The following is a 14037-nucleotide window of genomic DNA, read 5'->3' as shown; positions in this document are numbered from 1 at the left end:
GCATTGAGCTGTCTCGCTTGCGATTAGCGATGTGGGTTTCAATCGCGGTCTTCATCACCGTGAGTCCGGGACGCATGTCCGCATGCAACGCAATCAGGCAGCAGACGCTGGCATCTGCAACGTGCAGGCGCGTGACGTGTCTGGCACCGCGCGCACCGTGCATCCACCCGCGACGTCTTGTTGGTGGCATCCATGCCGCTATTGATCCCGTCCGTGGCGACGCGAGCACCCGTCAAAGACTGCCTACGCTGATAACCCCGCTGGTTCGCTACGCGCGAAGCCCCCACATGCCTGAGCTCCACGTGCCTGCAGCCTCCCGCGCACCTGTGCAGATTTCCGCACCCCTGCCAGGCAGCGGCCACAAGACGTGGCGCCAGTGCGCGCGCACGATGCGAAGTCGAGACTTGAATGGGGCGCAACGATGGACCGTCGAACGTTTCTGCGGCAGGGGATTGCCGCCACCGCCGTGGTGGGCGTGGCGGGTGCCGGTGCGGTACCGGCTGCGGTGGCCGGCGGCGCCGCGCCCGTGCCGCTGCGTCCGCGCCTGGAAGCGCTGCCTTCGGCGGCGCATGTTGGCAGCACGCTGTGCCGGTTTCGCCACCTGGACCAGGACTGGACCGTCTACGAGCATCTCGACGACCCGCAAGGCCAGCTGACGCTCTGGACCGACAGCGGCATGCTGCGCCTGGACAAGCGCACCGAGCCTGCCTATCCCGCCGCGGGTAAGCCGTATTTCGGCCTGCCGCTGGCCGAGGTAGCGATGGCCGAGGCGGATCTGCTTGCCGACCGCCTGCTGCGCGATGGCGACCCGGACGAGGCGCAGGTGCGCGACGTGGCGCCACCGCCGGCCTCGCTGCTCGATCCCAAGGACAATGGCGGGCGCTGGCCGTGGACCACGTTTGTCGGCACGCGCGAAGCGCTCGACACCATGCCCATCCTGCCCAACGGCCGCAGCCGCACCTCGCGCCCGGAACATGCCTTTGCCGCGTTGGGCGACGAGGCGCTGATCAAGCGGCGCGAGGAGGGCATGCTCGGCGGCTGGATGCCGGCGGTGCGCAAGGTCATGCGCCACGATGGCCAGGCCGATGCGTGGTACGACGTGCTGGTGTTTGCCGATGTGCGCGCCACCGATCGCTTCGTGGTGCAGACCTGGCACCGCACCATGCAGGTGAAAGGTGGGCAGATCGTGGCGGTGCACTACACCCACAGCTACCCCGCGTTCGGCCCGGTGCGTGGCGAGGCCAGTGCCGGGCAGTTCTATGCGGCGCTGCTCGATTTTGCCGCGTACTGGCAGCACGCACTTAGCGGCACGGTGCAGGCGCAGCTGCCCGATGCCAGCTGGAACGACATGGCGCAGTTTGCGTTTGCGCGCGAACTGGTGGTGCGCCCCGGCGGCGACTACCCCAAGTACGGCGCGGTGGAGCGCGACTACTACGGCAACGAATACGACGGCTTTCAGGACACCTTTACCAGTTCCTTCTACGCCAACCTGGAGTGGGGGCGCTTCGACCAGGCCGCCGCGGTGCTGGACAACTATTTCGAGAGGTTCGTGCAGGACGACGGCCTGCCGAACATGCGTGGGCCGGAGGTCGGGCAATCCGGGCTGACGTTGTCGCTGCTGGCGCGCTATCTGCAGTACACCGGTGATGTCACGCGCCTGCGCCGGCATCTGCTCAGGATCACCGCCACCGCGCAGGTGTTATGCACCTTGCACGACCAGGCGCTGGCGTTGCCGCGTAACGCCCATGGCCACGGCCTGCTGCATGGCTGGAACGAATCCGATGCCTGCCTGTTCCCCGATCCGTCGCTGTGGTGGAAGCCGTATTACGCCAACAGCGCACTGACCATTCGCGGCTGGGAAGACATCGCACAGGTTTGGCGCACGCTTGGCGGTGAGCCATCCGTCGCGCAGGACTGGCAGCGCCGCGCCCGGCAACTGCGCGCACGTCTCGAAGCCAGCCTGCGGGCCAACGTGCGGCGCGATCTCTCACCGCCGTACGTGGGGCCATTGCCAGGCACCACGCTGACGTTCCGGCAATCGCTGCTGCAGGAAAAACCCAGCGAACAGCAATGGCCGCACCGTGCCTATGCCGAACTATTGCAGGCCGATGTGCTGCCGGATGCATTGGCCAACCTGGTGATCGATTGCCTGCGTGGCCACGGCGGCACCAGCCTGGGCGTGGTGGCCAACATCGCGCCGCCCGAACCCGGCAGCCGCGATCTGCTTGGCTTTATTTCCTACGGTTATGCGCAACAACTGCTGCGGTTGGACCGCATCGAAGAGTACCTGCTGTTTTTGTACGCGCATCGTTATCAGGTGCACACGCGCGGCAGCTGGACGGCCGGCGAGGTCAGTGGCATCACCGGTGGCATGCCGCTGTTCTGCATTCCCGCGCAGATGACCATCCCGCTGCTGCTGCGCTGGATGCTGGTCAGCGATGACAGCGCCGGCGAGCAGCTATTCCTGGCACGTGCAGTGCCGCGCGCTTGGCTCGGCACCGGCAAGATGGTCGGCATCACCGCTGCGCCCACGCGCTGGGGCACGGTCACGCTGACGCTGCAGGCACTGCCGGAGCAGCGCCGCATCAATGCGCAGGTGGTGCTACCCGCGCGCAGCCCGCAGCAGACTTGGCTCAGCATGCGCCCACCGCACGGCACGCGCCTGCAACGGGCAGAGGTGGACGGAAAGCCGGCACGCCTGCACGGGCCGCACGGTGACCGTGTGGCATTGCCTGGTACCGGTGGCACGGTGAGCGTGCAGGGGTGGTACGGCTGAGCGTGCGCTGGTGCGGGCCTGCATGCTGGGGGGCGCGTAGGCGTGTAGCCGCTTGCGAACCGCCTATGTTGCACCGGTAGCGGCGCGTTCTGGATGCTCGTCTTTTGACGTATCGAAGAAATAGCCGACCTGTGCGCCCAGCCACCAACTGCTATCGCGCTGCGGCGGGTTGGCGCTTGGCAAGTGTCGATGCCGCTCTTCACCCATCACCGGCTTTCTCACCTGGATCGGCCCATGCTCCTGCAGTTGCAACGTCCCGCGCGCCTGTCGCACTTTCGTATTGTCATCGCGTGCTGCCTAAGCATCGCGATGCTGCCAACGCTGGCGCACGCGGCGGCGCAGCCTGCCGAGCCCACACCGGCGCAGTACACCGCGGCGATCGGGTTGACCGACCGCTACGACGCCCTGGTCGACCGCCAGCCCAGCGCGCCGGTATGGGTGGATGCGCAGCGCTTTTTGTACCGGCGCGGGAGCATGCGCCAGGGCCAGGCGCCGGCAATCGAGTACCGGCTGGTGGACGCGGCCAGCGGGCGCAACACGCCTGCCTTCGACCACGCACGTCTTGCCGCCGCGCTGACCCAGGCCGGCGCACACAACGTGGATGCGGCAGCGCTGCAACTGCAGGATCCTGCGCTGGAACAGCAGACGCTGCGCTTTCAGCTGGCAGATCTTGGCTGGCAGTGCGAGCTGGTGCGTTACCGCTGCACGCACCTGCCCGAGCGCGATGTGCGGCCCGAGTCGATGGACATGAGTTTCCCGCTCAAGCAGGGCGCGCGCTATGCCAAGCACTCGCCGGACGGGCGCTGGCGGGTGTGGGTGGAGCAGGGCAATCTGCTGATCGCCCCGGTGGGCGGCGGCACGCCAACGGCCATCAGTGACGATGGCAGTGCGAGCGACTTCTACGCCATCGACACGGTGGTGTGGTCGCCCGACTCGCAACATGTGGCCGCCTATCGGGTCAAGGCGCCGCCGCCGCACATCGTGTATTACCTCGAATCGGCGCCGGCCGATCGCGTGCAACCCAAGCTGCATCAGCAGGTCTATCCCAAGCCCGGCGACCCATTGCCGGTGATGCAGCCAGTGCTGTTCGACGTGGCCACGCGCACCGCGCGCCCGGTGGACATGACCCTGCTGCCCAACGCCTTCACCCTTAGCGAGCTGCAATGGTGGAAGGACAGCCGCGGCGTGACCTTCGAATACAACGCACGCGGGCATCAGCTGTACCGCGTGATCGAAGTGGATGCAGGCACCGCCGTTGCGCGCACCGTGATCGAGGAAACCTCGCCCACCTTTATCGAGTACTCGCCACTCAGTGGCGACAACGAAGACGGCGGCAAGTACGCGCGCCACGATCTTGCCGATGGCGCGCAACTGCTGTGGGCCTCCGAGCGCGATGGCTGGGAACACCTGTATCTCTACGATGGCCGCACTGGTCGCGTGATGCGCCAGGTCACCCGTGGCGAGTGGGTGGTGCGCAGGCTCGATCATGTCGACGAGGCGGCCGGGCAGGTGTACTTCAGCGCCTCCGGCATGCAACCCGGTGAAGACCCGTACTACCGCCATGCCTATCGCATCGGCCTGGACGGCACCGGCCTGACCGCGCTGACCCCGCTGGCCGCCGATCATGATGTGCGTTATTCGCCGGACGGGCGCTGGTTTCTGGACCTGTCTTCGCGCGTGGACCTGGGGCCGGTACTGGAGCTGCGGCGCAGTGCGGATGGCAGCCTGGTACACACGGTGGAGCGCACAGATCTAAGCCACCTGCTGGCGGCCGGTTGGCAGCCGCCGTTGCCGTTCCATACCCCCGGGCGCGATGGCAAGACCGAGATCTGGGGCGTCATTTTCCGCCCCCAGCAGCTCGATGCCCAGCAGCCGTATCGCGTCGTCGAATACATCTACGCCGGGCCGCAGGGCTCGTTCGTGCCGAAGCGCTTCACCACGCGCACGCCGCCGCTGACGGGGCTCGGCTTTGCGGTGGCGCAGATCGACGGCATGGGCACCAACAACCGCTCGCGCGCTTTTCACGACGTGGCCTGGCGCAATCTTAAAGACGCCGGCTTGCCGGACCGCATCGCCTGGCACAAGGCGGCCGCCGCACATTACCCCTGGTACGACATTCGCGGCGGGGTGGGCGTGTACGGCACCTCGGCCGGCGGGCAGAACGCGCTGGGCGCGTTGCTGTTCCATCCCGAGTTCTACGTGGCCGGCGTGGCGAACTCAGGCTGCCACGACAATCGCATGGACAAGATCTGGTGGAACGAGCAATGGATGGGCTGGCCGGTGGGGCCGTGGTACGCCGAATCCTCGAACGTGGAAAACGCCGCGCGCCTGCAGGGCCATTTGCTGCTGGTCACCGGCGACATGGACAAGAATGTCGATCCTGCCAGCACCTTCCAGGTGGCCGATCGCCTGATCAAGGCGGGCAAGGATTTCGACCTGCTGGTGGTGCCCGGCGGCGATCACGGCGCAGGCGGTGACTACGGCAAGCGCCGCCTGTTGGATTTTTTCCAGCGCTGGTTGCACCGCACTCCGACGCCGGAGTGGAATCAGGTCTCTGCCGCAGTGCCCGCGCCATGACAACGGATTGGCAGGCCGGCGTTGCGCAACGTGGCGATCCAGCCGAACGCCGCCGAAAAACTGCGCTTGTGAGTCGGCGTCTCCCGCAGCTCATCGGTAATCGCGGCTGCATCGCAAGACCGACCGGCGATCCCACTGCCCACTTGCACGACCCGATTCACATGCATCCCTGCACTTCGTTTTGGAGACCCGACAATGACGCAACATCTCATCCCCGTCACGCGCTGGATACTTGGCGCCGTCCTTTCGATGTCGCTGCCCAGTCTGGCAATGGCGGCCGAAACGGTCGGTTGCCAGAGCCTCTCGCAACGCTATCCCTGGGGGGCGGCGCAGCCGCTACGCACCTGGACGCCCAACAATGGGCAACCGGACGCCGGAAAACCGAACAACGCCGGCATTGCGCAGGGGCAGCCCTTCGATGCCAGGTTGGTCGTTGCCGTCGGGGAGGCGTCTTCGCAATCCTGGCGCACGGTGGTGCTGGAGAGTGCCGATGGCTGCCGCCGGCGCTATCAACTCAATTCGTTTGGAGAGCCTGACCGCCGCTATGTTGCCAATGTCGCCAAGGCACATCCAATCCGCAAGGACACCCGCCGCTATGTCACCGAGGCCGAGCCCGAGACGGTCACTGCCGCGATGCTGGCCAATGGTTCTGTGCAGAAGTACGAAACGCAGCACTTTGCGTTGTGGTACGGCATCGATCGCAATGGCGAGAGTTACCGCGACGTGGCCAGCCGCGGACTGGTGTGGAAGGATTTTGTCGCCCAAAGCGCGCGTTGGCTGGAGCAGGTTTGGGACATGAACGCACAGGCGCTCGGTGCACCGATGCCGTATGCAACTGCAGCCAAACCCAAGCGCATTAATGTGTACATGTGCGCAACCGGCCTACCTTATGTGCAAGGCGGAGACCTTACCGAATGCGGCGCCTCCGGTGGTCAGGCCATCGGCGCCTCGTCGTGGGCGCTGGGCTATGGGTCATTTTCAATTGCACACGAATTTACCCATGTCATCCAGTTCTACAGCGGCGGCTATCGCAACAAGCAGGCGGCCGGGTGGTTCTGGGAAACCAACGCCAACTGGAGCGCGTACCAGACAACGCGCATGGACGACCAATGGCTGGCGTACTACTACTCGAATCTGGAAAACGGCCCGTTCTTTCCGCAAAGCCGCTACGGCGCGCATCCGTGGTTGATGTATCTGGACGAAAACGATGCCACCCGGTCACTGGTCTGGGACATGTGGCTGAAGAACCTGCGCAATGCCGATGGCGACACCCTGGAACTGCCGGTAGAGACCCTGGTGCGCCTGGGTCAGCAGGGCGGGCAGTTTCCAAACGGGTATCGTTCGTTCGCCGACACCGTGGGCCGCTATGGCGCACGTTTAGCGGCGTTCGACTTCGTCAGCCAAAAGGCGATGCTCGATATCGGCAACGGCAACGCCGCTGGCAAACGCTATGTGCCGCTCAAGCCCCTGGCGGCGCCCGGCCGCTACGCATCGTCGCCGGAGCGCCCGTTGAACATCTACGGCACGCACGTGATTCCGTTGACGCCGCTGAGCTCGGCGACCTCGATCAAGGTCAGCTTGACCGGCAAGACCCGCGCTGATCAGGCGTCGTGGCGATTCACTGTGGTCTCACTGGATGCCCAGGCGCATCCGCGCTACGCGCCGTTGGTTGCGGTGGACGGCACTGCGTCGGCGACTGCGTCATTCCCGCTGCAAGGCGGTAAAGGCATCACGCACTACCTGGTGGTCACCGCCACGCCGTATCGCTACTCCGAGGTGCCTACCGGGGAAGAGCAGCTGGCGGGCCAGGCAGCTGCGCGGTTTCCCTATGAGGTTAGTATTCAGGGCGCCACTCCGCTAGTGGGCCCGGCCGCGACCTGTTATGCCTATAAAGGCGACGATGGCCTGGATCGGAACTGGAATACCAACGGCCATCAGTTCGAGCCACAACCCTGCCGATGAGGTGAGTGGTCGCATGCACTGATTGCCGTGGGGTTGGGAGCGCAGATGGCTGTTCGGCTGCCGATCCCACGTTCCTGAGGCGCGCACGCGCAGATCCGCACCTGCGCTGCAGTCTGCTATGCGCGCGGTCAGCCGCTGAAAGTCGGCGGAGTTGCCCCGCCAATACATGTGCACTGCGCCGACGTCGGCGTCGACCGTCCATCGATCGTGCAAGTTTCCGCGCCAATGCGTTGCAAATGCGACAAGACGTCGGGTGGCGGTGCTGCCTAAAGTGTGACGCACCGATGACAAAGCGCGTGTTGGTACGCGCATTACCTGCTGATGCACATGTCTTCAGACGCGTCGCGTCTTAGGCAATGCAGTCCTCTTTGCGTCAACGCGTGATGCGGCCGGCTCAGTCTGCTAGGCCGCACTGCTTCTCATGAATGATTTCCGAGGAGTTCCGATGTCGTTTTCTTTGCCGTTACGTCCGGTGCGCAGTCCTTCGTTCCTGAGTCTTTCCGTCGCCGCAGCCCTGGGCCTGACAGTGGGGGCGGATCTGCATGCGCAACAGACCCCAGCTGCCGGCGATGCAACACAGACACTCGACAGCGTGGTGGTCACCGGCTCGCGCCTGCGCCGAGTGGATACCGAAACCGCCAACCCGGTGGTGACCGTCAGCCAGGAGCAGATTGCCGCCACCGGCAAGGCCACTGTAGGCGACCTGTTGCAGGAGCTGCCGTCCATTGCCGGCAATGCCACCAACCCGTACACCAACAATGGCGGCGGCACCGGTGCGTCGGCCGTATCGCTGCGTGGTCTGGGCGACAAGCGCACGCTGGTCCTGGTCAACGGCATTCGGCTTGCCTACAACGACGTCAATGCCATTCCGGCCAGCATGATCGAACGCATCGAGGTACTCAGCGATGGTGCGTCGGCGGTGTATGGGTCCGATGCCATTGGTGGTGTGGTCAACTTCATCCTGCGTACGCGCTTTGATGGTGTGCAATTCAGTAGCGACTTCGGCACCAGCAAGGAGCGCGATGGTAATCGCCGCAATTTCGCGCTCACCGCCGGGAAGACCTTCGAGCGTGGCAGCCTGATTGCGGGTCTGTCGTATCACAACATCGACCCGGTTTCTGCCGCCGCGCGTGACTATTCCAAGGATGCGCTGGCGCTCACCGATGGCGTGCCGGTGAAGCAGGGCTCCTCCGCAACGCCCACCGGCACCGTCAATTTCAACGATGGCTCCGAGGCTTCAAATCAGCTGCGGCAAGCGAATGGCTGTACGCGTGTCACACTCAATGGCGGTGTCAGCGGCCGTGCCGGGCCCGGCGATTTCCATTGTTACGACGCCGCTGCCGATTCCTACAACTACCAGCCGTTCAACCTGTTGCAGACACCGCAAAAGCGCACCAATGCCTTTGTGCTGGGCACGTATCGCTTCAGCGACAGCGTGGAGGGCTACGTCAACACATGGTTCAGCAAAACCGAATCCGCCTCGATCATCGCGCCGATCCCGATCTTTTCCAACGGCGACAACATCCTGGTGTCGTCGCAGAGTTACTACAACCCATTCGGGGTGAATTTCGGCACCGATCGCAGCTCCGGCACCTCGTACAACGACTTCAATACCCGCGCCACCGTGCTGGGCAATCGCAGCTACCAGTACAACACCTACAACTTCCAGATCAGCCCCGGCCTGCGCGGGCGCTTCGGTGACAGCTCCTGGCAATGGGATGCCACGTTCAACTACGGCAAGGTCAAGCAGAAGTCGATCAACAACGGCTTCCTGGACTACGCCACCTTCAATCAGGCCATCGGTCCGTCGTTCCTGGACAGCGATGGCGTGGTCAAGTGCGGCAGCGCGGGCGCGGCGATCGCCGGCTGCACGCCGCTAAATTTCTTCAACCTCAACGACAGCTCCAACCTCGCAACCCTGCAGAGCATGGTGGTCAACCCGATTGTCACCAGCGTCTACACGGTCAAGCAGTTCGAGGCCAATGCCAACGGCACGCTGTTCGAGATGCCGGCCGGCGCAGCCAGCCTGGCAGCCGGTCTGTCGTATCGCAAGGAGCGCTCCACCACCACCTCCGACCCGTTGTGGACGGGCGATGAGGACGGCTTGTGCGGCGTGATCGAATACTGCGCCTCCACGTTGAGCGGCAGCTTCGATGTCAAGGAGGCCTATGCAGAAGCGCTGTTCCCGCTGCTCAAGGACCTGCCGGGTATCAATGCCTTGAACATCACCCTGGGCACGCGGTTTTCCGACTACAGCTCGGTGGGCAGCAAGACCAATAGCAAAGTGTCGCTGGAGTACCGCCCGATCGAAAACCTGCTGCTGCGTGGCACGGTCTCGCAGGTGTTCCGCGCGCCCAATATCAACGAGCTGTATGCCGGCGTGGCCGGCGATGCGGCCACCGTCAACGACCCATGCAATGGCTACACCGGCGGTAGCAGCGTGGCGTGTGCCAACGTGCCCACCGATGGCAGCTATCAGCAGTCCGATGGCCAGGTGTCGGGCAAGGTGTCCGGCGCAGCGGTGGCCGGTTACCAGCTGAAACCGGAGACCGGTAAATCTTATGACGTGGGCCTGGTGTACGACCCGCAATGGATCGATGGCCTCTCGCTGAGCGCGGACTGGTGGCGCATCGATCTGGAAGACACCATCACCACCGTCTCCGCGCAGACCGTGCTCAATCAGTGTTATGCGAATTCTGCCAGTGCGTTCTGCCCGCTGATCCATCGCAACGGCAACGGCACCATCAACTACATCGCCGAGCCCACCGTAAATCTGGGCAAGCTGTGGGCCAAGGGCATCGACTTCAACCTGACCTATCGTCTGCCGGAAACCGCATGGGGTAACGTCAATGTCGGCCTCAATGGCACCTATCTCACGCGCTATGACGTGCTGCCCGACACCACCGACCCCAGCTCGGTCACTATCCACAATGTGGGCCGCTACACCCAGGCCTATGGCAACTTCCCGCGCTGGCGTGGCCTGGGCACAGTGAGCTGGGCGTTGGGCGACTGGAGCGCAACCTGGCGCATCCGTTACGTCGGCAATACCGCCATCGGCAATTCCGATCCGGATCAGAGCCTGTCGGCCGATTCCAGCCGGCCCACCGTGGTGCGCAAGATCGGCGCCTATGTCTACAACAATCTGCAGCTGGGCTACGAGGTGCAACCGTGGCACACGCGTTTCGAAGTGGGTGTGGACAACATCGCCGACAAGCAGCCGCCGCTGTATTACTCCAACAATGTTGGCAACGCCAACACTGACGTGGCTACTTACGATTTGTTGGGCCGGTTCTATTGGGCGCGTGCCACGGTGAAGTTCTGACTGGCGCAGTGGTGGGCGTGTGTGCGTGCAGCCGGCGCTTGCGTTCCATCGTCGCAACAACGCCGCAACACCGCCGAGCGCAAGGCCGACCACCGCAGACTGCAACCGCGTGCGCACTGCGCCGTTGCCTACAGGAGCTAAGCTGGTCCGATGACGCATGCACACCCCAATGATGACGTGAACGATGCTGCGCTGAGCCTGTCGCGGCGTCGGTTTCTGGCCTGGAGCAGCATGACGGTGGCGGCCGGATTCCTGCGTTTTCCAGCCCAGGCCGCCGCGGCGCAGCCCGGCAGCATCCGCGCGGTGCCGCTGGCGCAGGTGCGGCTGATGCCGTCGCTGTTTCTGGATGCGTTGCACACCAATCGCCGTTATCTGATGCGCTTGCAGCCGGACCGCTTGCTGCACAACTTCGTGCTGTACGCCGGTCTCGATCCCAAGGCCCCCGCCTACGGTGGCTGGGAAGCGGACACCATCGCCGGCCACACGCTGGGGCACTACCTCAGTGCCTTGGTGCTGATGCATGCGCAAACCGACGATGCGCAGTGCCGCACGCGCGCCAGCTATCTGGTGGCCGAACTCGCACGCTGCCAGGCGCATGCCGGCGATGGCTACGTGGCCGGCTTCACCCGCAAGAATGCGGCCGGCCAGATCGAGAGCGGCCGTGCGTTGTTCGACGAACTCAAGCGCGGCAAGATCGAGCCGCTACCGTTCTATCTCAACGGCAGCTGGGCACCGCTGTACACCTGGCACAAGCTGTTCGCCGGCCTGCTCGACGTGCATGTGCATTGCGACAACGCGCAAGCACTGCAGGTGGCGGTGGCACTGGCCGGCTACCTGCAGGGTATCTTTGCCGCACTGGACGACACGCAGCTGCAGAAGGTGCTCTCGTGCGAGTTCGGCGGGCTCAACGAGTCCTTCGTCGAGTTGCACGTGCGCACCGGCGATGCACAGTGGTTGGCACTGGCGCAGCGTCTGCATCATCACGCTGTGCTTGACCCGTTGATCGCCCAGCGCGACGAACTGGTGCATCAGCATTCCAACACCAACATCCCCAAACTCATCGGTCTGGCCCGCGAGTATGAAGTGACCGGTGATGCGGCTTCCGGCGCGGCGGCGCGGTTCTTCTGGAACACCGTCACCGACCATCACAGCTATGTCATCGGTGGCAATGGCGACCGCGAATATTTCCAGCAGCCGGACAGCATCTCGAAATTTCTCACCGAGCAGACCTGCGAACATTGTTCCAGCTACAACATGCTCAAGCTCACCCGACACCTGTACCAATGGGGTCCGCAAGCCGCGTACTTCGATTACTACGAGCGCACGCTGCTCAACCACGTGATGGCGCAGCAGCATCCACGCACCGGCATGTTCACCTACATGACACCGATGCTGGCCGGCGAGGCCCGCGGCTGGTCATCGCCGTTCGATGATTTCTGGTGTTGCGTCGGCAGCGGCATGGAAGCGCACGCCCAGTTCGGTGACTCGATTTACTGGGAAGACGGGCAGGGCGTGGCGATCAATCTGTATGTGCCGTCACGCGTGCGGAACGCAGCCGGACTGGACATGACCTTGCACAGCGCGCTGCCGGCGCAAGGCAGCGTCTCGCTGCGCATCGACGCTGCGCCGGCAGCGCAGCGCACGCTCTCGCTGCGGGTACCCGGCTGGGCGGCCGCGCCGGTGCTGCAGCTCAATGGCGCGGTCGTGGACGCAGCGCCGGTCGATGGCTATCTGCGGGTCACGCGCATCTGGCACCCAGGCGACACGCTCAACCTCAGCCTGCAAATGCCATTGCGGCTGGAAGCCACGCCCGATGACCCCGCCTGGGTCTCGGTGCTGCGCGGGCCATTGGTGCTGGCGGCAGATCTGGGCGATGCCGCCACGCCGTGGTCGGGCAAGACGCCGGCGCTGATCGGCGGTGACGAGGTCCTGCAGCAGCTGCAACCAGCGGCAGAGCAGGGCAGCTACGTCTACAGCGACGGCGGCCAACACTGGCGCTTTTCACCGTTCTACGCGCAGTTCGACCGCCGCAGCGCGGTCTACCTGGAACACCGCAGTGCCAACGACTGGCAGCAACGCCAGGCCGAACAGGACGCCGCAGCCGCACGCCAGCATGCGCTCGATGCCAGCGCCCTGGACTGGGTCGCCCTGGGCGACGACGCGTCTGAAAAAGCGCACGCCCTGCAGAGCGACGGCTCCTACGCACTGAGCTACCGCCGCCGCGCCGGCCGTGACGCCCGCACCGGCGGCTTCATCGCCTTTACCCTGCGCAACACCGCAGCCGCCCGCGTGCTGCGCCTGCGCTACTGGGGCGACGAAACCCGCCGCCGCTTCCGCATCCTCGCCGACGGCGAACTCATTACCAACGAACGCCTGGACGGCAACCGCGGCCTGGACTTCGTCGATGTGGATTACGCCTTGCCTGCAGCACTGGCCGGCCGTGCCACTCTGCAGATCCGCATCGAACCGGAGACCGGCTATTCGGCCGGCCCGGCGTTCGGGTGTTGGGTGCTGGAGTCGGCGTGAACTTGTGCCGACCCAAGCTCACGATCCACGATGAGAGCGAGTCATCCCATCGACAGCCCGACTACGGGTGCGGCATGTGGACGAGCCAATCGATCCATCTACGCCGCAGCAGCTGGCGATACTCTATGGGAGCGTCTCAAATCCAGGCACGGATGGAACCAATGCATCACTTGCCTAGCGACTGTTCCCGAGCCCGTTCTATCTCCTGCCTGAGCACACGCCTATTCTCGTCGGAATTCATCGAGCCAAGCCCGACGTCGTCTGCATTATCGACTGGAGCAGACATGCGGGCCTGTTTTTCCAGTGCGGGTAGACGCTTGGTGAGGTAGTAACTGGGATAGTGCGCGCTGACATCCTCCAGTGTGGCCGATCTGAGTTCCAGAAGTCGCTGTTCTTTGGCGCTTGCCGTCGACCCTTTGTATCCCCCGATGAAACGGTCTGCGACAATCAATTTTTTCGGGTTTTCAGGTTCTGTAATGATGCGCTCGCCCAGGCGATCCATGTTGGCGCCGTTGCTGCGGTATGTCACCACGACCGGCTTTGCATTGACGGTCGTGATGACAATCATCGTGCTGAAAAACTGTCGTCCCGCATAGTCGACCAGCGCAACAAGCTCCAACGTTCCATCGTTATCAAGATCGATGAATTGCGCTTCGCTGACGGTTGTTGGGACGATGTTGCCATCGGGATCGAAATTGGCGATCAATGCTTCGGTCAATTTGGGAAGGTCGCGGGTTCGATTGAGTTCAGCGGATCGCGATGATTGCCAAGTTGCTGGTTTGCCGATATCCGAACTCCATGCCGGAAATGAGGCCGCCAAAGCGGCGAGCAGTGCAAGTAGGAAACGATTGTTCATCATTGCAGTTCTGCCTTG

Annotated in this window: 7 protein-coding genes; 5 read left to right on the top strand and 2 right to left on the bottom strand. The window is 64.1% G+C overall.

Features of this window, described 5'->3' with window-relative positions; translation table 11 throughout:
* The first annotated feature begins 421 nt into the window (after window positions 1-421).
* Window positions 422-2776 carry a Tat pathway signal protein gene (locus ACCQ01_RS13510; protein WP_228432234.1) on the top strand — a complete coding sequence of 785 codons (2355 nt, stop codon included), beginning with the start codon at window positions 422-424 and terminating at the stop codon, window positions 2774-2776.
* Between the two features lie 63 nt (window positions 2777-2839).
* Here the strand turns inward: ACCQ01_RS13510 and ACCQ01_RS13505 are convergent, their stop codons facing one another.
* On the bottom strand, window positions 2840-3049 hold the full coding sequence (locus tag ACCQ01_RS13505; RefSeq protein ID WP_228432346.1) for a hypothetical protein: 210 nt from the start codon (window positions 3047-3049) through the stop codon (window positions 2840-2842).
* Between the two features lie 36 nt (window positions 3050-3085).
* Here ACCQ01_RS13505 and ACCQ01_RS13500 point away from each other — a divergent pair, with 36 nt between their 5' ends.
* The 4 genes from ACCQ01_RS13500 (at window position 3086) to ACCQ01_RS13485 (ending at window position 13163) form a co-directional block, all read left to right on the top strand.
* The gene (locus ACCQ01_RS13500) at window positions 3086-5353 is read left to right on the top strand and encodes a S9 family peptidase (protein ID WP_372358805.1); all 2268 of its coding nucleotides are present in this window, start codon (window positions 3086-3088) and stop codon (window positions 5351-5353) included.
* 195 nt (window positions 5354-5548) lie between these two features.
* Window positions 5549-7315, top strand: coding sequence for a DUF6055 domain-containing protein (locus ACCQ01_RS13495; protein WP_228432230.1), 1767 nt, complete (start codon window positions 5549-5551; stop codon window positions 7313-7315).
* A 445-nt stretch (window positions 7316-7760) separates the two neighbouring features.
* Window positions 7761-10637: a TonB-dependent receptor domain-containing protein gene (locus ACCQ01_RS13490; RefSeq protein WP_228432229.1), complete on the top strand. Its 2877-nt coding sequence runs from the start codon at window positions 7761-7763 to the stop codon at window positions 10635-10637.
* Between the two features lie 150 nt (window positions 10638-10787).
* Window positions 10788-13163, top strand: coding sequence for a glycoside hydrolase family 127 protein (locus ACCQ01_RS13485; protein WP_228432228.1), 2376 nt, complete (start codon window positions 10788-10790; stop codon window positions 13161-13163).
* A 166-nt stretch (window positions 13164-13329) separates the two neighbouring features.
* On the opposite strand, the gene ACCQ01_RS13480 is transcribed toward ACCQ01_RS13485, so the two are convergent.
* Window positions 13330-14019 (bottom strand): hypothetical protein, encoded by a 690-nt coding sequence (locus ACCQ01_RS13480; protein ID WP_228432226.1) that lies wholly within the window; start codon window positions 14017-14019, stop codon window positions 13330-13332.
* Between the last annotated feature and the right edge of the window lie 18 nt (window positions 14020-14037).

It is taken from the genome of Xanthomonas sp. NCPPB 4037 (assembly GCF_041475695.2).
In the GTDB taxonomy this organism is placed as follows: domain Bacteria; phylum Pseudomonadota; class Gammaproteobacteria; order Xanthomonadales; family Xanthomonadaceae; genus Xanthomonas; species Xanthomonas campestris.
This window is presented reverse-complemented; position numbering and strand designations above follow the sequence as displayed.